This window comes from Hymenobacter sublimis, from assembly GCF_023101345.1.
Classification (GTDB): domain Bacteria; phylum Bacteroidota; class Bacteroidia; order Cytophagales; family Hymenobacteraceae; genus Hymenobacter; species Hymenobacter sublimis.
Window position 1 is genome coordinate 3,762,970 of record NZ_CP095848.1, and the last position, 19,700, is coordinate 3,782,669.

Annotated in this window: 12 protein-coding genes; 8 read left to right on the plus strand and 4 right to left on the minus strand. The window is 59.1% G+C overall.

Annotated elements, in window-relative coordinates; all coding sequences use genetic code 11:
* Positions 1-177: 177 nt before the first annotated feature.
* The 5 genes from ruvA (at position 178) to MWH26_RS15765 (ending at position 10,831) form a co-directional block, all read left to right on the plus strand.
* Positions 178-783, plus strand: coding sequence for a Holliday junction branch migration protein RuvA (gene ruvA / locus MWH26_RS15745; RefSeq protein WP_247975022.1), 606 nt, complete (start codon positions 178-180; stop codon positions 781-783).
* A 257-nt stretch (positions 784-1,040) separates the two neighbouring features.
* Positions 1,041-8,483, plus strand: a complete 7,443-nt coding sequence (gene sov / locus MWH26_RS15750; protein ID WP_247975023.1) for a T9SS outer membrane translocon Sov/SprA — start codon at positions 1,041-1,043, stop codon at positions 8,481-8,483.
* 165 nt (positions 8,484-8,648) lie between these two features.
* Entirely contained in the window at positions 8,649-9,029 is a 381-nt protein-coding gene (gene gcvH / locus MWH26_RS15755) for a glycine cleavage system protein GcvH (protein ID WP_244697623.1), read from the plus strand.
* Positions 9,030-9,053: 24 nt separating this feature from the next.
* Positions 9,054-9,461, plus strand: coding sequence for a VanZ family protein (locus tag MWH26_RS15760; protein WP_247975024.1), 408 nt, complete (start codon positions 9,054-9,056; stop codon positions 9,459-9,461).
* A complete protein-coding gene (locus MWH26_RS15765; RefSeq protein WP_247975025.1) occupies positions 9,458-10,831 on the plus strand; it encodes a M28 family metallopeptidase in 1,374 nt (457 codons plus the stop codon). Before MWH26_RS15760 ends, MWH26_RS15765 begins: the two co-directional genes overlap by 4 nt.
* Positions 10,832-10,942: 111 nt before the next feature.
* Here the strand turns inward: MWH26_RS15765 and MWH26_RS15770 are convergent, their stop codons facing one another.
* Positions 10,943-11,488, minus strand: coding sequence for a hypothetical protein (locus tag MWH26_RS15770; protein WP_188555888.1), 546 nt, complete (start codon positions 11,486-11,488; stop codon positions 10,943-10,945).
* A gap of 335 nt (positions 11,489-11,823) precedes the next feature.
* A complete protein-coding gene (locus tag MWH26_RS15775; RefSeq protein ID WP_247975026.1) occupies positions 11,824-12,720 on the minus strand; it encodes a YicC/YloC family endoribonuclease in 897 nt (298 codons plus the stop codon).
* A 491-nt stretch (positions 12,721-13,211) separates the two neighbouring features.
* Between MWH26_RS15775 and MWH26_RS15780 the strand changes: the two genes are divergently transcribed.
* Together MWH26_RS15780 and MWH26_RS15785 are read left to right on the plus strand one after the other, a co-directional pair.
* Positions 13,212-14,417, plus strand: coding sequence for a glycosyltransferase (locus tag MWH26_RS15780; RefSeq protein ID WP_247975027.1), 1,206 nt, complete (start codon positions 13,212-13,214; stop codon positions 14,415-14,417).
* Positions 14,418-14,465: 48 nt separating this feature from the next.
* On the plus strand, positions 14,466-15,746 hold the full coding sequence (locus MWH26_RS15785; RefSeq protein WP_247975028.1) for a lipopolysaccharide biosynthesis protein: 1,281 nt from the start codon (positions 14,466-14,468) through the stop codon (positions 15,744-15,746).
* Here MWH26_RS15785 and MWH26_RS15790 read toward each other — a convergent pair.
* Positions 15,739-16,554: a class I SAM-dependent methyltransferase gene (locus tag MWH26_RS15790; protein WP_247975029.1), complete on the minus strand. Its 816-nt coding sequence runs from the start codon at positions 16,552-16,554 to the stop codon at positions 15,739-15,741. The genes MWH26_RS15785 and MWH26_RS15790 overlap by 8 nt on opposite strands.
* A gap of 111 nt (positions 16,555-16,665) precedes the next feature.
* Positions 16,666-17,649, minus strand: coding sequence for an AAA family ATPase (locus MWH26_RS15795; RefSeq protein WP_244697641.1), 984 nt, complete (start codon positions 17,647-17,649; stop codon positions 16,666-16,668).
* A gap of 359 nt (positions 17,650-18,008) precedes the next feature.
* Here MWH26_RS15795 and MWH26_RS15800 point away from each other — a divergent pair, with 359 nt between their 5' ends.
* The gene (locus MWH26_RS15800; RefSeq protein WP_247975030.1) at positions 18,009-19,667 is read left to right on the plus strand and encodes an SBBP repeat-containing protein; all 1,659 of its coding nucleotides are present in this window, start codon (positions 18,009-18,011) and stop codon (positions 19,665-19,667) included.
* The last annotated feature ends 33 nt before the right edge of the window (positions 19,668-19,700 follow it).

Consider the following 19,700-nt stretch of genomic DNA (forward strand, 5'->3'; position numbering starts at 1 on the left):
GCCTACCCACTTCTATTCCAGAGCTTTGATTCCGGGCAAATTCGCCCCAACTTGCTCAACCACCTTACCGGCCCGCCCAAGCCGGCTAATCCAGTTAGAACAGCTAAACACCTTGGCACAAATCCCGGCTGTGGCGTGTTGTATCCGTTCTGACAGTTTTTACTTCAACCACCCCGCATGATTGCCTACGTCGACGGTAAACTCGCTTATAAAGACCCCACCCAAGCCATTCTGGACGTGAACGGCATTGGCTACGAAATCCGGATTTCCTTGGCTACTTATGCCAAGCTGCCTACTGACGGGGAAAAGGCCAAGCTCTACACCTACCAGCACATTAAAGAAGACGGGCAGGCGCTCTACGGCTTTCTGGACCCCAACGAAAAGGCCTTGTTCATGCAGCTGATTTCGGTTTCGGGCATTGGGCCGGGCACGGGCATTGTCATGGTGTCGTCGATGTCGGTGGGCGAAATCCGCCAAGCCATCGTCAGCGAGGACGTGCGGTCTATCCAGAGTATCAAGGGCGTAGGCCCCAAAACGGCCCAGCGTGTGGTGCTGGAGCTCAAGGATAAGCTGCGCAAAGATGAGCTGCTGGCCAAGGCCGGCATTGATACCGTACCGCTAGCCAAAGCGCACAATACCAACCGCAGCGAAGCGTTAGCGGCTTTGATAACGCTGGGCTTTGCGCGGGCCGCGGCCGAGAAAACCCTCGACCAGATCCAGCACAAGCACGGCAACGACCTGAGCGTGGAGGAATTGATTAAATTCGCTCTTAAGTCTCATTAGAAGCTGCTGGCTGTTAGCTGTTGGCTGACAGCTTTTTGATTGGTCTGACTGTCCGGGTCATCCGTCACTACCACAGCTATGTCCTTCTGAAAAAGCTAACAGCTATTAGCCAGCAGCTAACGGCTTATAACCATTTGGTTTATTGACGCTTGAATACCGGTAAGAAGTCCCTTGCTGCCTCCCTAGCAGCAGTTGTATCGTTGGTAGCGTGGTGGTCGCAGGCGAAGCCGTTGGGTAGCGCGGCTACTTCCTTTGCCATGCAGCAGCTTTGGTCGGATTGGTTGCCCGCTAGCTCCCCGCGGCTGCGCCTGCCGCTGGGCTTTGCTCCCGATACGCCCCGCATTGATACGGTCCGCTACCGGCCCAGCCGGCGCCCCCGCGTAGCCCCGCAGGACCGGGTGGGCACGCCCTTCGCGCCGCAGCGTCGCCGCTCCCCGCTAGTACTACCCCTACCCTCTAACGTGCAACTCGATGTGCAGGCCGACGACAGCCTGAAAAACTTCGATGTGCGTGAGAAGCTGGGCTCGGACTTGGACTACCGCGACCCGAGCCGCATGACGTTTGAGGAGTACTCGCGCTGGCAGCAGCAGCAGGCCGTGCGCAACTACTTCCGCCAGCGCTCCGCCGGCGGCGTAGCCGGCGACGCCAACACGCCCGCCAGCCGCCGCCTGATTCCGAAGATTTACTTAGGCCCCATGGCCGACCGGATTTTCGGGGGCAGCTACGTGGACATCCGGCCCCAGGGCTCCGTGGCGATACGCATGGGCGCCCGCTTCAACCGCAACGAAAACCCTACCCTGACGCTACGCCAGCAACGCGTAGGCGACTTCGACTTTAATCTTAACCAGAACCTGAACCTGACCGGGCAGATTGGGGAAAAGCTCAAGCTGACCTTCAACTTCGACACCCGCGCGGCCTTCGAGTTCGAGAACAACATGAAGCTCGATTACACGGGCTACGAAACCGATATCATCCGCAAGGTGGAGCTGGGCAACGTGTCGTTGCCCCTGAACAACTCCCTGATTACAGGCGGGCAGAACCTGTTCGGGGTGAAGGCCCAGTTCCAGTTCGGGCGCCTAGGTATTACCACCGTGGCCAGCACCCTGCGCGGCCAGGCCGATGAGGTGCGCATCCAGAACGGGGGCCAGAGCCGGCAGTTTGAACTGAAAGCCAGCCAGTACGAGCGGGACCGGCACTACTTCCTGTCCCAGGCCTTCCGCGACCGGTACGACGCTTCCCTGCGCAACCTGCCTACGGTGCAGAGCGGGGTGGAAATTACCAACCTGGAGGTGTACGTCACGAACGACAACCGCCAGAGTGACAACCTGCGCAACGTGGTGGCCCTCATGGACGTGGGCGAGCCCCAACGCCTGTACCGCCAGCGCTTTCAGAAGCCGGCGGGCCCCAACGCTCAAGCTGATAACAACGCCAACACCCTGCTCAGCCAGATTCTGGCCGGCGGCGCCACAGCCCGCAACGAGCTGGGCGTGGATGACTACCTGACGGGCACCCTGCAGCTGCAGCGCAACATCGATTATGAGCACATCCGGGCCCGCAAGCTGGATCCGCGCGAGTACACCTACAACGCGCAGCTGGGCTACATTTCGCTGAATACGCAGCTGCTACCCGAGCAGGTGCTGGCCGTATCCTACCAGTACGTAGACAACCGAGCCAGCGGCACCCGCTCCAATGCGCCCAAGCAGGTAGGTGAAATCAGCTCCATTGACTACGCTTCCCGCAATCAGGACGAGGTGATTTTCCTGAAGATGCTGAAAGCCACCAACCCCGGCGTGGGCCTGGCCGACCCTACCCAAAACCCGACCAACCAGAACCTACAGACGCGCAACCTGCCGACCTGGGATTTGATGATGAAAAACATCTATCCCCTGAACGCCTCCCAGCTCAACCGCGACAATTTCCAGCTCCAGATCATCTACAAGGATGACGTGACGGGCGTGGACTTGATTTCGCTGAAGGAAGGCCAGCGCATTGCCAACCGCCCCCTGATTGAGGTACTCAACCTCGACAACGTCAACCCCAACAACGACCGGAACCCGGACGGTAACTTCGACTTCTTCCCTGGCATTACCATTGACACGGAGCTGGGCAAGATCATCTTCCCGGAGGTGCAGCCGTTTGGCTCCTACCTCGCGGCGCAGTTTGATACCTTAGGCTCTACCACCGAGCGGGAGCTAGCGCGCAAGTACGTGTACCGGGAGCTGTACACCCAGGTGCAGAGCGACGCCCAGCAGCGCCAGGAAAAGGACAAATTCTTTCTGCGCGGCCGCTTCCAGGCTACCGCCACCGACGAGATTAACCTGCCCGGCATTGGCATTGCCGAGGGCTCGGTGCGCGTGCGGGCCGGCAGCACTCTGCTGCAGGAAGGCGTTGACTACCAAGTTTTTTACGACCAGGCCAAGGTAAAAATATTGAACCCCAGCTACCTCAACTCGGCCAACGAGTTGCGGGTAGAGTTCGAGAAAAACGCCCTGGTGCAAGTGCAGCCCCGCAAGCTGCTGGGCGCCCGCTTCGACTACCGGGTGTCGCCGGACCTCAACTTTGGGGCTACCGTGCTGCACCTGCGCGAAAACCAGGCGCCCGGCATTAACCGCGTCAACATCGGCGATGAGCCGGGCAACAACACCATCTACGGCTTCGATGTGAACATGCGCCGGGAGTCCCGGGCCCTGACCAAGTACCTGGACATGCTCCCCCTGCTTTCGACCAAGGAAATTTCCTCGGTGGCCTTCAGTGGGGAGTTTGCCCAGTTGCTGCCGGGCCAGTCGCGGCTGGGCAATGGGGAAAGTGGCGGCGAAAACGGCGTCTCCTACCTCGATGACTTCGAAAACGCCCGCACGCCCTACACCTTAGGTGGGTTGAACTCGGTTACTACCTGGCGGCTGGCGGCTACCCCGGCTCCGCTGGGCGGCAACGTGCAGGGCTTGGAAGCGGGTTACCGCCGGGCCAAACTGGCCTGGTATACCGTGGACCAAACCTACTACACCAACGGCCAGAGCAAGCCCCAGAATATTGGGGTGAACGACCTGAAAAACCACTACGTGCGCGGCATCAAACGCACGGAAATCTTCCCAAACCGCGACGTAGGTACCACGGGCAACTCCTTCGAGTCGACTTTTGACTTGGCTTACTTCCCCGATGAGCGCGGCCAGTACAACTACACGCCCAACGTGGACCCTAGCCAGCCGCGCCGGTTTTCCGCTACGAATGCGCCCGCTAACCGAGCCCGCTACGGGGGCGTTTCCCGCGAAATCACCTTCGACACGGACTTCGACAACGCCAACGTGGAGTACCTGGAGTTCTGGCTGATGGACCCGTTTATCACCACCCAGAACGGCCGGGTAGTTGACTCCGACGGGCACCAGTCGAACAACACGACGGGCGGCGAGCTGTACATCAACTTGGGCTCCGTTTCGGAAGATGTGCTCAAGGACAACAACCGCTACGAGTTTGAGAACGGACTGCCCGTGAACGAGGCTGACCTAAACCAAAACACCAGCCCCACGCCCTACGGTCGGGTATCGCGCCAGCCTTTCCTCACGGATGCCTTCAGCGCTACCCCCGGGGCCCGGGGCCGCCAAGACGTGGGCCTGGACGGGGTAACTGACGCGGAAGAAAAGACGCTGGCCGGCGCCCCGGCCGTGTACGGCTCGGTGCCGGACCCCGCGGCCGACAACTTCCGCCACCACCTCGACGAGAGCTACGACCAAGCCGACGCCAAGATTCTGGCTCGCTACAAGGATTTCAACGGCATGGAAGGCAACTCCCCGGAGGGTAGCCAGCGCAGCTCCACCGCCTTCCCCGACAAAGAGGACCTGAACCGGGACAACGTGCTCACGGACACGGAGCGCTACTACGAGTACCGCATGCAGCTCCGGCCAGGCCAGATGGAGGTAGGGCAGAACTTCATCGTGGACAAAATCACGAACAAGAATGCCGACACCGATAACGAGGAAGTAACCTGGTATCAGTTCCGGATTCCGGTGCGCCAGCCTACCGGGATAGTGGGCACCCTGCAGGGCCAGGATTTCGGCTTCAAGTCGATTCGTTTCCTGCGTATGTACCTGACGCAGTGGGAGCAGCCGGTGGTACTGCGCATGGTGCAACCCCAGTTTGTGGCCAACCAGTGGCGCCGCTACCTCACCAAAATTGCTGACCCAACCCAGGTTATTGTAAGCCCCGACACGGATGCCGATGCCTTTAACATTTCGACGGTAAGCATTGAGGAAAACGGCCCGGCAGTTACTGCCGGCTCCGATGCCATTCCGTACGTGCTGCCGCCCAACATCCGCCGCGACCGGGAGTACGGCTCCAGCACTGTGAACCGGCAGCAAAATGAGCAGAGCCTGCGCCTCGTGGTAGAAGGCTTGCGCGACGGTTTTGCCAAGGCAGCCTACAAGAACGTGAACCTGAATATGCTGCGTTATAAGCGTCTGCGCATGTTCCTGCACGCGGAAAGCGAAGACGGCACCGTGCGCGACGGCCAACTGCGAGGCTTCGTGCGCATCGGCACTGACTATACCCAGAACTATTACGAGTACTCCCGGCCCTTGGAGCTGACTCAACGGGGTCTTGGTTCCTACACGGCCGATAATGTGTGGCCCGAATCCAACCGCATCGACCTGAAGCTGCAGGACTTTATTGATGCCAAGGCCCGCCGCAACCAGCAGGCCGCTGGCAGCGCCGACTACACCAAGCCCTTCGTGGTGACCCTGCCCGACAACTCCACGATTACCATTGTGGGTAACCCCGATTTATCGGCGGTGCAGGGCGTGATGATTGGCATTCTGAACCCACGCGACGACAACGCCAGCAAAAACCTGACGCTCTGGGCCGATGAGTTGCGCGTCTCGGAATTTGACACCGAAAACGGCTGGGCCGCTACCGCCCGCTTCAACGCCAAACTCGCCGACGTGGCTAACATCACGGCCACGGGTAGCTACGTAACCACCGGTTTCGGGGGCCTGCAGGACCGCGCTCAGCAGCGTTCCATCGACAATATTGCCCGCGGCGACGTAAACGCTACCATCTCGGCCGATAAGTTCTTCCCCGAAAAGCTGGGCATCCGGGTGCCGGTGCTGGTGCAGGCCGGCGTAGAAAGCCGCGCCCCCAAGTACGACCCCCTCGACCCCGACACGGAGCTGAGCCAGTCCTTGCAGAAGTTTGACACGGCGGAGGAAAAGGCCGCCTACCGCAAGGAGGTAGTCGACCAGACCAGCCAGCGCAGCATTTCCCTGCTGAACGTGCGCAAGGAGCGCACCAACCCCGAAAAGAAAGTCCGGCCCTACGACATCGAGAACTTTGCCCTGAGCTACTCGCTCACGGAACGCCTGCACACCGACGTCCGCACCGACCGGGACTATACCCGCACCTACACCGGCGCCCTGGCCTACGTGTACCAAGCTACTCCACGCAACTACACGCCCCTGGCCAAGGTGAAGGCGTTTGATTCGCCCTACCTGAAGATGTTCCAGGAGGTGAACTTCACGCCCCTACCCTCCCGCTTCTCCTTCCGCGCCGACTTGGACCGCCGCTACAACGAGCGGTTCCTGCAGCGCACCTTGGAGCCCGGCCAGGTACCCGTGACAGCTGGCATTCCGGGCGTGTTCCAGAAGTCATTTTTCCTGAACCGCATCTACGACCTGCGCTGGGACCTGACCAAAGCCCTGGCCATTGACTACACGGCTACTAACCGGGCGGTAGTGGACGAAGGTCCCGGTCGCACTATCGGGGACGACGCCATTGCCCAGCGCAACCGCCAGCAACTGCGCGACAACCTGTTCCGCCGCGGGGGCCGCACCACCAACTTCAACCAGACAGTAGCCTTCACTTACCGCCTACCCCTGGACAAGTTCCCACTCACCGACTGGCTGTCGGCCGATGCCCGCTACGCCGCCAACTATACCTGGCAGGCGGCTTCTACGGCCTTGCGCGCACCCCTGCACCCCGGCAACCCCGCTGATACCACCTCCGGGCGGCTGAACCTGGGCAACACCATCCAGAACAACGGGGAACTGAGTGCCAACGGCAAGATTGACTTGGTGAAGCTCTACAATAAGGTGCGCTTCCTCAACATCATCAACAACGCCCCGCCGCCCCAGCCCCGCGCCCAGGCCGCCGACAACCCCCGCGACCTGCGCGGCGGAGTTGCCCGCCGCGCCGCCCCTGGCGTGGTGCCCGACCCTGCCCAGGCTGCTGCCGATTCGGCAAAGGGTCCGGAGCTGCGCGCCCTGAAAGCGGTGCTTCGTTCCCTGATGACGGCTCGTTCCATCAACTTTACCTATACCCGCTCCAACGGAACCCTGTTGCCCGGTTATCTACCTGGCACCCGCTTCTTCGGGATGAACAGCGACTTTGACGCGCCCGGCGTGCCCTTCCTGCTCGGCCGGCAGTATGACCTAGACAACCTGTATCAGCGGACTTACAGCCGGGGCTGGTACACCGACAGCAGCCAGTACCTGAACACGCCGCTCAGCTCCCTGCTTACTGAGGCCCTGACCCTGCGCACCACTTTGGAGCCCTTCCGCGACTTTGTGATTCAACTGGATGCCCGCCGCAACAAGGTGGAAAATAACGAAGTGTTTTACCGCCTGCAGGTGGATACGGTGAAGCTTACCCCCATTCCCGGCCTGGGGCCACAGCCCAGCAATGCCTTGGGCTCCGGTACCTTCAACACCTCGTTCATTTCCATTCAGACCTTGTTTGGGGACCTGAGCAACCGCGGCGAGATTTCGAAGGCCTTCCAGCGCTTCGTGGATAACCGCGTGTTTGTGCAGCAGCGCCTCTCGGCCGACAACCGCACCGTAGACCCGACCAGCGGCCGTACCGGCACGTACAGCTACAACTCCCAAGATGTACTGCTACCCGCTTTCCTGGATGCGTACCGGGGCAAGTCGTCGGATGGCTACAAGTCGAAGAAGTTCAACCCCTTCTCGGTGCTACCCATCCCGAACTGGACCATTGCCTACAACGGCTTGTCGGAGTTGCCGTTTGTGCAGCGCTACTTCCGCTCCATTCAGCTCAGCCACGCTTACGCCTCCAACTACAACATTAACGGCTATACCACCAACGCCCTCTATACCCGGGAGCCGGAGGGCCTCCCCGACCGGGTAAACCTGACCAATGGCCAGTACGTGCCCTACTATATTATTGGGCAGGTGACAATTGCCGAGCGCCTAGCTCCGCTCATTGGCCTAAACTTCCAGACTACTGGCAAGCTCAGCGGCCGCCTGGAATACCGCATCGACCGTAACATTGGCTTGAATACAAACAACGCCCAGGTAACGGAATTGCACTCCACTGAAATGATTGTGGGTTTCGGCTTTGCCACTAACCGCCTGAAGCTACCCTTCCGCATTGGCGGGGAGCAGCGCATCCTGCGCAACGAGCTGAACGTGCGCTTCGACCTCAGCATCCGCGACAACTTCACCATTCAGCGTACCATTCTGGATGTAGTGGACCCCGGCACCACGGGCACGGCTTCCGCGGGCCGGGCGTTCGGCCAGGTAACCAATGGCTCCCGGCAGTTCCAACTGCGTCCTACCGTCGACTACGTGCTTAACCAGCGCCTGAATCTGCAGTTCTTCTTCACCCAGAACATTACGGATCCGCGGGTAGAGAATGCCTTCCGCAACACGGCTACGGAAGGAGGAGTCCAGCTCCGCTATAGCCTGTCGCAGTAAGGTGAAATAGTGAGATAGTGAAATGGTGAGTTTTCCTTTCGTGTGGCTTCGGTGGCACGAAAGGAAAACTCACCATTTCACTATCTCACTATTTCACCTTTAACCTTTACTTTTGAGCCAACACGCCCCGCGTGCACCCATTTACTTTTTCCAAACCCGCACCCCATGAATCTGCCCGCCAGCCTGAAGTACACCAAAGAGCACGAATGGATCCGTGTGGAAGGTGACGTTGCCTTCATCGGCATCACTGACCATGCCCAAAAAGAACTCGGCGACATTGTGTACGTGGACATTGATACCCTCGATAAGGAGGTAGCGCAAGACGAAGTATTCGGTACCGTAGAGGCTGTAAAGACTGTTTCGGACTTGTTCAGCCCCATTACCGGCACCGTACTGGAAGTAAACAGCGCCCTCGACGGTAGCCCCGAGCTGGTAAACTCTGATCCTTACGGCGAAGGCTGGATGGTAAAAATTGCCATTGCCAACCCTGCCGAGCTGGAAGGCTTGCTGACTGCAGAAACCTACGGTGAGCTGGTAGGCGCCTAGCCCACCGCTCCTACTATACTGGCCGTGCTTCCTACCGCGCCGCCCTCGTCCCATCGTCGGGCCCTTGTGGTCCTGCCGCTGGCGTGGGCGGCGCTGGTGTTTACCCTGACTCTGGCCCCAGCCCAAGAAATGCCCGATACGCCCCACTGGGAACTGCTGGCTTTTGACACGGCGGCCCACGCGGGCGTATTCCTGGTGCAGGCCGTACTCACGGTTTTTTGGGCCCGGCGGCAGTCTTGGTTTCCGCGGCTGAAGGCCCGGGCGTTTAGCAGTGTGTTGGTCCTCACGGTTGGCATGGGCGCTTTTATCGAGCTACTTCAACTGCTGATGGACCTGGGCCGACGAGGAGAATGGTCGGATTTGTTGAGCGACTCACTTGGGGTAGTAGGCGGCTTGCTGCTGATGTGGGGTACCCGCCGCTTCTGGCAATGAAAGCACCTGGTTCCGGGCACCGTTCCTGGCTCTACCCCACCGCCCTAGTCGGAACCTTAGCTGGCCTGTGGTTGGCTCCGGCTGCCCTCGCCCAGGATATGCCCCGGGTGCGCCAAACCATTGCTACGCTGGCTTCCCCGGCTTTTCACGGTCGGGGCTACGTGCGCCAGGGCGAGCAGAAGGCAGCTCGTTATCTGCAGCAGCGTTTTCACCAACTGGGTTTGCAGCCCCTCGCCCCGGAGTATTTCCAGCCATTTACCCTAGCTGTAAACACGTTTCCCGGTAAGCTGAAGCTCCGCCTAAGCCAGTCGCTATTCGCCTTCCCGTTGCTGGGTAATCAGCGTCGCCTCCGGCCCGGCCTCGATTTTATTGCGGCTCCCGACTGTGGATCAGGCCGACTAGGTATCGGCCGGACACTGGCTTACCTAGATAGCACGTTGCTGACCGATGCCGCCGCCCGGCAATGGTTTCTGCGTCTTACTAGCTCCCCGGGCACTGTGGTGTTATCGGCTCGCACGAAGGCGCAGTTAGCTCACTATCCGCCGGATATCCGCCAGCGCCTCGATTCGGCTACGGCTGTCATCACCTTGGTTCCGAAACTAACGGCCTCGTTGGCTCCTATGCAAAGCCGACAGCTCCGGCTGGAGGCGCTGCCACATCCTTGGTTGACAGGGACTAATAACTATTCTGGTTTGCCGCCTGCTGCTACGGCCAAGCTACGGGTGGATGCTCAACTTAAAACTGCGCACCACACCCAGAACATCGTCGGCTACCTGCCTGGCCGCATCCAACCCGACTCTTTTCTAGTAGTGACGGCCCACTATGACCATCTGGGCACGATGGGCAAACGCACGTATTTTCCCGGCGCCAACGATAACGCCAGCGGCGTGGCCATGCTGCTGGAGCTGGCCGCTCACTACGCCCGCCCAGAAAACCGTCCGGCCTGCTCTTTGATATTCATTGCTTTTGGGGCGGAAGAAGCCGGCCTGGTTGGCTCCAAGTATTTTGTGGAGCACCCACTGGTTCCGCTAACGAGCATCCGATTCCTGCTCAACCTGGACTTAATGGGCACGGGTGAGGAGGGCGCTACGGTCGTGAACGGCCGGGTGTTTGAGCGCCAGTACCAGCAGCTAACTCAGGTAAATGCCACGGCCCGCTACCTACCCGCGCTTACGGCCCGGGGCCGCGCCGCCAATTCTGACCATTACTACTTCTCGGAGCGTGGCGTGCCGTCTTTCTTCCTTTACACCCGCGGCGGTAGCAAGGCCTACCACGACGTAGCCGACCGCGCCCAGACCTTATCCCTAACGGGTTTTACCGGCATGTTCGGCTTGCTTCAAGACTTCTTAAACCAGCAAGGCGCCCGTTAAGATGCCCCCTCGCTCGTAGCGGAAATTTAACGCAAAAAAGCCGGGGCCTTCCAGCGAATACTGGAAGGCCCCGGCTTTTAAGTAGTGCCAAAATACTGTGGCGAAGGAGGCTTAGCTGTTGGCTTTGAGCGAAGCCATGATCTGCTTCGCTACGTTTTCCCACTCAGGCTTCTGGCGGTCGGCGCAGGTGAAGGTGCACATCAGCAGTTTGCCTTCTACATCGGTGAAGAAAATCAGGTTGTAGACCTCGTGGCCAAGCTCGGGCTTCATCAGCTCCATATAGCCCACTTTACGGCCGTTCACTTCTTTCACGCCGTGGTTAAACCACTTGGCTTCTTTGAACTGCTTGGCGTAGGTCTTGTAGAAGTTGTCCGAGTACATGTCGATCATGTCCTGATCGGCCGTGTTGTCGGTGTAGGAGAAGGCAATGCTAGCCTCCTTGCTGTTGGTGTAGATAACGCTCGGGCGGCTCTGCGCCTTGGCGTAGTTGAAGTCCATCTGCTGTTCGCTCATCACCTCAAAGCCTTTGGGGATGAGAATCTCTACCCGCTCGCTTAGCACGCGCTTTTTGATCAGCTCCACTTCAGCGAAGGGACGGGCAGCCATCAGCAACAGCATCAGGCAGAAAATAGGGGCGGCGAGTAATACTTTTTTCATAAGTATGGACTGAAAAAAGGTGGATTTCAAAAGCAAGATGTGGTCCGAAGAGTGAAAAGTCGCTCTGTTTGGATAACACAATTTACGCACGAATTCTTAAGCTGCAAGTTTTTTACAAAAAAATAATTTCCAATCTGGAGTATATTCTTCAGCAAAAAGAACAAAAACCTGTTTTCAAGCGTAAAAAGGCACTTTTAGAGCAACATATAGGGCTACTTATATTTCAGAGGCTTCCCTGAAAAATCCCAATAATGTATTGGGAATAGCCTATACGAAATACTAACGGCAAAGTTCAATTCCTGGGATTCATTCCCGTACATTCCTGGAGTTAGCACTCAGAGAATGTTATTGATTTGTTCCTTGATTTTCTCGAGCTCTTCCTTCATTCCTACCACCAGATGTTGGATGGTAGAATCGTTGGCTTTGGACCCGATAGTGTTAATTTCTCGTCCTATTTCCTGCGAAATAAAGGCTAATTTCTTTCCGGTGGGCTCGGGTAGTCCGGCCGTTTCGGCGAAGTAGTGCAAATGGTTGATCAATCGCACCTTTTCCTCGGCAATGTCAAGCTTCTCGATGTAGTACAGCACCTCTTGTTCGAACCGGATTGGGTTGAAATGCTCGTGGCTACTAATTTCGGCCAAGTGGGTTTGTAGGCGTTGCCGAACCTGCTCAATCCGAACCGGATCAAAGCGCTCAACCTCGGCAAGCAGAATGCGAATTCGGTCAACGTAGCCCAGAATTTCTGCGGTCAGGGCCTGGCCTTCGTCGCGGCGAAACTGGTTGACCCGGTCGAGGGCTTGCTGCAGCAGGGGCAGCAGCTCTTCCCAAGGTGTTTCCTCTTCCTCCTCCGTGGCAGCGGTAGCATCGGTCGGAATGCGTAAGGAGCCCGGTAGGGCGTGGGCCACAGCCGTGAGTTGCTCCAACGACAGACCGGTTACGGCGCTCAGCTCCTGCAATTCCCGACAGGCTACCGTCAGGGCTTCTTTATTTACAATGGAGCCCTGGCTACCCGTGGCGCGCGGACGTGTGAAATCCAGGTTTAGGTTTACCTTGCCCCGAATCAGACTTTTGGTCACCAGATTACGGATTTCCAGCTCCCGATCCAGCAGAAACCGGGGCAGGCGTAGGCTTAAATCCAGCGTTTTAGAATTCAGGGACTTAATCTCAACGGTGGCGGAGTAGCGGTCGGTTTCGCGGTGCGCAATTCCGTAGCCGGTCATTGACTGGAGCATAAGCAGATAAGGCAAAGTGAGGGCGAGAACAGGATTTCGTGCGCGGTCAGGTCAGCTCAACAAGCAGTGTTCCGGGCACAAGGCAGCTGCAATATTAGCATATCGGCGCTAGTGTGCTTGTCGGAGCTACCTATAAAGGCCGGATTCAGACTGTTCCTCCTCGGCAGCTTTCTTGCTAGCAGTAAAGCAGTTACTAACTTCTTAGCAAAGAACCAGGGGTAGCCACTTTCGGGTGGTGTGCGTGCCACAGCGTGTTTTTGTTATTGGCCGTACCCAGCGCCGCTACAAGCAGCCACCTACCTAAAGCAGCGGACCCGGCTTACCTTCTGTTAACGCTATAGTATAAAAGGGTAGAGCCAATGCTTCCACGAGATGAGGCGGACTAGCAGACAGTGACTAGATGTGGTGACCAGGCTCTTGCCAGGGCTACTGCTGCCGTGGTTTTCGGCCTGCCTTACTACCCCGCCCGATTCAATTGTTACCTTCGCTGCATGCGCGTTTTGCACCTGCCCAAGTGGTACCCTAACCGCTACGACGACCAAGATGGAGACTTTGTGGCGCGGCACGTAGCGGCTATTGCCCAAGCGGCGGCTACGGAAGGCCGCGCCGTGCAGGCTGCCGTACTCCTGGCCACCGTAGCCCGGGGTCCGCTGCCTAATCTGCTCGAGCAGGACCTGGATTTCACTGGGCCGGTTCCTACCCTGCGCTACTACTATCGAAACCGCATTACGGGGCTGGCCCCGGTGGATAAGCTGCTGAAGCTGGGACTGTACTTTTGGTGCCTGAGCAGCGGATACCGCCGGCTCCAACAGCACTGGGGGGGCCGGCCCAATCTCGTGCACGTGCATGTGCTGCTGCGAACGGGAGTGTGGGCTTGGTGGCAGCGGCTGCGCCACGGTATTCCCTACCTCATAACGGAGCACTGGACCATTTACCTGCCGGAGCGCGCCCATCATATGAGCTGGGCCCGGCGCCAGCTGACGCGCTTGGTAGTGCGCCGAGCGGCGGCCTTACACACCGTTTCGGAAAGCCTGCGCGGGGCAATGCAGCAGTTAGGCTTTGAGAATCCGCGGACTGTGGTGCTGGCGAATGTGGTGGATACCAACTTGTTCGCCCCTGCTGCTACCCCACGGATTCCGGGACAATTGCTGGTGGTTTCGGCCTTCCATGAGCAGGTGAAAAATATCGGCGGCATCTTGCGGGTAGTAGCTCGCCTGCGCCCGCAGTGGCCCCAGTTGCGCCTGCGCCTGGCCGGCTACGGCCCCGACGAGCACCTGCTGCAGCAGCAAGCGGCGGAGTTAGGCTTGCTGGCCGATGCTACGGTGGTGTTTCTGGGTAAGCTGCCGCACCCGGCGGTGGCTCAGGAAATGCAGCAGGCGGCCGCGCTGGTATCCTTTAGCCGAGCGGAAACCTTTGGCTGCGTATTGCTGGAGGCCCGGGCCACCGGCTGCCCGGTTGTGGGGCCTGCCACGGGCGGCGTCCCCGAGCTCTTTCACCCCCCGAATACGTTCGGCCTCCTGGTGCCGCCCGATGATGAAGCAGCCCTGGAGCAGGCGCTAACGATACTTCTTACCAACTCCGCGACTTTCGCTCCTGATGTGTTGCGCGCGGATGCCGAAAAGCGGTGCGGCTACAAGCCGGTGGGCCGGCAGTTTATCGACTTGTACGCCAGCATAGTAGCTGGTTCACCTCACTAGCCCGCTGAAAGCGGTGCATCTTAGCGGCCCGTTCGCCTCTGCTCCCGTATGCTCCGCCGCATTGTTCACAATTTTGCTACCCGCCTGGGCACTGCCTTTCTCAGCTTTGGCGTCGTTTGGCTGACAGCCCGCTACTTAGGTGCGGCAGGACGCGGGGCCATTAGCCTGTTTGTGACGGATTGCGCGGCGCTACTCCTTTTTATTGGGCTGCTGGGCGGCTCTTCGCTGATTTACCTGGCTCCGCGTCGCAACCTCTGGCACCTGCTGCTGCCAGCGTATGGGTGGGCCGTGGTGGTATGCATAGTAGGGACGGCTACGGTTGCCGGTTTACGGCACCCCGGCCCGGCCTACCTCTGGCACCTAGCTGGGCTGAGCACGTTGCAGGCCTTCTTTTCAATCAACACTTCCTTGGTGCTGGGGCGCCGCCGCGAGGGAACGTACAACCTGCTGACTCTTATTCAGGTTGGACTTTTGGCTGGCAGCCTACTAGTGGCGTTCCAAGCGGGCGGGCCGGGGCGTTCTGTTCAGGCTTATTACTGGAGTTCTTACGTGGCGTTCGGCGTACCGCTGCTGCTGAGCTTCATCCCCCTGTTGCGGCAACCCGACCGGCGCCGGCGTTGGGGTCGGCGTTTGCGGGCCACTACTCGTGAGTTGGCTCGGCATAGTCGGGGGGCCCATTTATCTAACATTCTGGCTTTTGCCAACTACCGGCTCAGCTATTACTTCGTGGCGCACTACGTTGATCTGCCCTCCGTGGGCATCCTGTCGGTAGGCGTGGCCCTGGTGGAGGCCATCTGGCTGATTCCGCGGAGCGCGGCCCTGGTTCAATACGTCGACCTGGTGCATTCTTCCGCGAGCAGCGGCCCCTTGCCCACCGGGGCCCTGCGCGTGGCCCGTTTGGCGGTGCTGGCCACGGCCGCGGCCGTTGGGCTGCTTATTGCGCTACCGGTTGCAGTACTCACCACGGTTTTCGGAGCGGAGTTTGGGGCCGCCCGCCCGGTAATGGTGCTGCTGGCACCGGGGGCCGTTATTATGGCCGTGCAGATGGTAGTAAGCAGCTATTTTGCCGGGCGGGCCCGCTACCGTGTAAACAATTTAGCTTCCGTGGTTGGGCTGGTAGTTACGCTGCTGGCCTGCGCACTGCTCATTCCCTCGTACGGAATTCGAGGTGCCGCGCTGGCAGCTACCCTCTCGTACGGGGCTTCTACAGCCTTTCTGCTGCTACACTTCTGGCGCGATACGGGGGCAGTGCCAACGGCTTTTCTGCCGGGCGCGGCCGATGTGCGGTACTGCTGGCAGCTGCTGCGGGCCCGAATAGAGGCTAAGTAGCGGCTTTCACGGTTACCTCAAACCACGGGGTGGGGTCAGCCCACGGTTCGGGTTGCTGGGTAGGGCGCGGGGTAGGAAAATAAACGGCGCACAAGGTGTTGCCGACCTGAACAAGCTGACCGGAAGCCGCGTCTGGCAGCCCGTCCAGAATGCCTGCCAGCACCTCCCACCGGGGCTGCCCGGGCTGGCGGCTGGCATCGTGCCACACCACCACGGTTTCCGTCCCGGCCAAGTGCGCAAACACCCGCCGAGTATCGGTCCGGACGGCTTCGTAGCGGTGGTCACCATCAATAAACACAACCCCAAACTTGCCGAGCTGGGCCATGTCATAGGTTGCCGAGTTGCCCTCCAAGTGGTGCACGTTAGGCAAAGGCCGCGAGAAGAAACCGTGCAGTTCAATGTAGCGCTCCGCCAGGCCTAGTGCCCGCAGTTCAGCCCCCGACAAGTTCAAAGTATACACCTCGGAGGCTATTTCGGCCACGTTGGCGGCGCTTTCCCCCCGCCAGGTGCCAATCTCGAAGTAGCGTTTGTCCGGAGCCTGCCGAACCAAGGCGCGCAGCAGGGCCAAATCAGTAGGCAGCGACCCACCGTCGCGGAAGGCAAACGGCCGGATGGTCTCGCCGGTGGTAGGCAGCAGGCTGATCAGTGGCACGACAGGCAGCCCGTCGGCCCCAACAAGCCAGCGCGAGGCGTGGCGGAGCGCTTTAGCGCGCCAGGCTTCGTCATCGGCGGCCAGCACCGTATTCAGCAGCCACGGATTGCGCAGCAGGCTGCCCAGCCCGCGCAGGGTTTTGGTAAGTCGGGACAAGCGGTAACAATAAAGTAGTGAACTGGTGAAGTGGTGAGCTGGTGAGTTTGGCGTGCTGATGGCGCAATTATGCCGCGAGAACACCTAACTCATTAGTTCATCAACTCACCACTAGCTGATCGGGACTTTGCGCAGAATGGCTTCAATCATATCCTGGGTTCGGATGCCATCGGCCTCGGCCTCATAGTTGAGCAAGATACGGTGGTTGAGCACATCGGCGGCAACTTCCTTGATGTCTTCGGGCAGCACGTAGTCGCGCTCATCCAAAAAGGCCACGGCTTTGGCCGCGCGGTGCAGGGCAATACTGGCCCGCGGGCTCACGCCAAACTGCACGTACTGCTGAAACTCCGTGAGGTCGTACTCGGCCGGTTTGCGGGTGGCAAACACCAACTCAATGATGTACTTCTCCAGCGTTTCTGAAATCTGCACCTGGTTGATTTGCTGCCGAATACCGAAGATATCCTCCTTGGTCAGGATGGGGCTCACCTCGCCCACGTAGCTCATGTTGGCCATGCGGCGCATCACTTCCAGCTCGTCGGTTTTCTTGAGGTAGTCCACGTACACCTTCATCATGAAGCGGTCCACTTGGGCCTCGGGCAGGGGGTAGGTGCCCTCCTGCTCCACGGGGTTTTGAGTGGCCAGCACCAGAAACGGCAGATCCAGCGGATACGTGGTTTCCCCAATGGTTACCTGCTTTTCCTGCATAGCTTCCAGTAGGGCGCTCTGCACCTTGGCCGGGGAGCGGTTCACCTCATCGGCCAGCACCAGGTTGGCGAAAATCGGCCCCTTTTTCACCTGAAATTCCGACTGGTTCTGGTTGTAAATCATGGTGCCCACCAAATCAGAAGGCAGCAGGTCGGGGGTGAACTGCACGCGCTGAAAGTGCAGGTGCAACACTTTGGAAAGCGTGCTGATGGTTAGGGTTTTGGCCAGGCCGGGCACCCCTTCCAGCAGGATGTGCCCGCCGGTAAAAAGCCCGATGAGCAATCGGTTCAGCATGTAGTGTTGCCCTACTACTACTTTGCCTACCTCGGCAAATACGTGCTTGATTTTCTGCTGGTAGTCGGGAGCCGAAGCAAACTGCGGAGGCGTCATACGGGAGCAAAACAGGTCTAAGGAGATTAAAGGTAGAGAAACCTTACCACTACCTCTGGGCAGGGCTTCATCTTATAAACTATGGCCCGAGGATAATGGTCACTGTCCCTTCCTGAGACAGAGCTGTTTTTTTATGACACAACCACTATTTTTTATAACACAAGTACCAGCAAATTTCTACCTTCAGGGCCCTGAAGCTGTTGATTACCTGTGCTGTTGACTCTGCGAAGCCGTATGGCTCTGCCCGGGCCCTACCCACGGACGCCCGCCCCAACATTCCTGTTTTTTAGCCCCCGAAAACCGGGGGCCAGCTACTGCATTCACCGTCCTTGCTTTCCACCTTTTCATTCTGTTTTACTATGAAAACACTTCTCCTCCTCCTGTTCCTGCTTGTTGGTAGTTATGGCGTGTCGGCCCAACCGGGCTGGCAATGGGTAAACCAGCTCAGCGCCTCCGGGGCCACCATGACCGCCAAGGGCGTTATTACCGATGCGGCGGGCAACAGCTACGTCACGGGCTCCTTCGCGGGCACTACCTCCTTTGGCCGCTTGGCCCTGACCAGCCGGGGCCTCACGGATCTGTTTTTGGTTAAATATAACCCGGCCGGTAAGGCCCTGTGGGCTACGCAAATCGGCCGCGACCCGCAAACACCGTCCTATTCCCAACCCACCGCCAGCGGCGCCGACGTAGCCCTGGACGCGGCGGGCAACGTGTACGTTATCGGCAATTTCACCGGCACCTTATCGTACGGCAGCAACAGCACCATTAGCAGCTTCAGCAACGGTTTCAACACGGCGCTGGTAGCAAAATTCAACCCCGGCGGCCAAGTGCAGTGGGTGGAGCGGTTCGGCATTCCGCAGTTTGGCTGCTATGGCTATGCCATTGCCACCGATGCCGCGGGCAATAGCTACGTCACGGGGCAGTCAGATTATGGTGGTATTCAGTTTGGGCCCCAGGCGGTAGGAGGCAGCCGCCGCGTGATGTACGTGGCACGCTACAACGCCACGGGCTCCGTTGCTTGGGCCAAGGTATCCTCAAACTACAGCAGTTACGGCGCCAGCGGAGCCGATGTGGCGTTGGACGGGCGCGGAAACTGCGTGGTGGGCGGCGGCTTCATTAATGATATGACCCTGGACGGCACCGCCCTCACTGCTGCCGGCTACGACGCGTTTTTAGCCAGCTTCCACGCTGCCTCTGGCAGCCTGCAATGGATCCGGCAAGGCGGCGGGGGTAGTACCAGCTCGAATGCGTACATCAGCGCCGTAGCTACCGATGCACAAGGCAACGTGTACGCCGCCGGACAGCATTCCGGCCTGGCCTCTTTTGGGGGGCAGCCCTTACCAAACAATGGCGACTCCGACCAGCTTCTGGCCCGCTATACCCGCACGGGGGCGTTGCAGTGGGTGTACTCCGGTGGCACGAGCGCGCCAGAGTACAGCTCCTGCCTGGTCACAACTTCAGAAGGCAACAGCACCTTGATTGGGCGCCGCCTAAACTCCCGCAATGAGGTTACTACCCTGATTCAACAGATACTGCCCACCGGTACAGGCCACTACTCCGAAACGCTGGGCACGCGCGGCAGCTGTACCACCGCCAGCATTGCCCAAGACAAGACGGGTAAGCTTTATCTGGCTGGCAGCTTGAGTGGTACCGCCACCTTTGGGGCTACCACGCTGCGGGTACCCGCCGGAACAGCCGGGTTTGTGGGTCGCCTGCACCTGCCGGAAACCAAGCCCCACCCCCGAGGCGGTAGCCATGCCAGCGTGGAGGTATATCCCAACCCGGTGCATAGCCGACTGGTGGCCAGCCTATCGGGCAACCAAACCGGCCTGCTACCGGGCAAGGCGCTGCTACATAACTCCTTGGGTGTAGTAGTTGATGCCCAGCCCCTGCTCCCAGCCGATGCTACTCAGGCCCAAGCTACTTTCGACTGCACCTCTCTGCCCAAGGGGCTCTACGTGCTCAAGCTGTACTCTCCAGACGGTACTAGCTACGCCCAAAGTGTTGAAATAAGGTAGCCTGGCTTTTGGCTGAAAAATAAAAACGTCCTC

What these genes read in the sequence shown, in the direction of transcription:
- ruvA (WP_247975022.1), top strand. Translation starts at nt 178, where the DNA reads ATGATTGCCTACGTCGACGGTAAACTCGCTTATAAAGACCCCACCCAA.
- sov (WP_247975023.1), top strand. Translation starts at nt 1,041, where the DNA reads ATGCAGCAGCTTTGGTCGGATTGGTTGCCCGCTAGCTCCCCGCGGCTG.
- gcvH (WP_244697623.1), top strand. Translation starts at nt 8,649, where the DNA reads ATGAATCTGCCCGCCAGCCTGAAGTACACCAAAGAGCACGAATGGATC.
- MWH26_RS15765 (WP_247975025.1), top strand. Translation starts at nt 9,458, where the DNA reads ATGAAAGCACCTGGTTCCGGGCACCGTTCCTGGCTCTACCCCACCGCC.
- MWH26_RS15770 (WP_188555888.1), bottom strand. Translation starts at nt 11,488, where the DNA reads ATGAAAAAAGTATTACTCGCCGCCCCTATTTTCTGCCTGATGCTGTTG.
- MWH26_RS15775 (WP_247975026.1), bottom strand. Translation starts at nt 12,720, where the DNA reads ATGCTCCAGTCAATGACCGGCTACGGAATTGCGCACCGCGAAACCGAC.
- MWH26_RS15780 (WP_247975027.1), top strand. Translation starts at nt 13,212, where the DNA reads ATGCGCGTTTTGCACCTGCCCAAGTGGTACCCTAACCGCTACGACGAC.
- MWH26_RS15785 (WP_247975028.1), top strand. Translation starts at nt 14,466, where the DNA reads ATGCTCCGCCGCATTGTTCACAATTTTGCTACCCGCCTGGGCACTGCC.
- MWH26_RS15795 (WP_244697641.1), bottom strand. Translation starts at nt 17,649, where the DNA reads ATGACGCCTCCGCAGTTTGCTTCGGCTCCCGACTACCAGCAGAAAATC.
- MWH26_RS15800 (WP_247975030.1), top strand. Translation starts at nt 18,009, where the DNA reads ATGAAAACACTTCTCCTCCTCCTGTTCCTGCTTGTTGGTAGTTATGGC.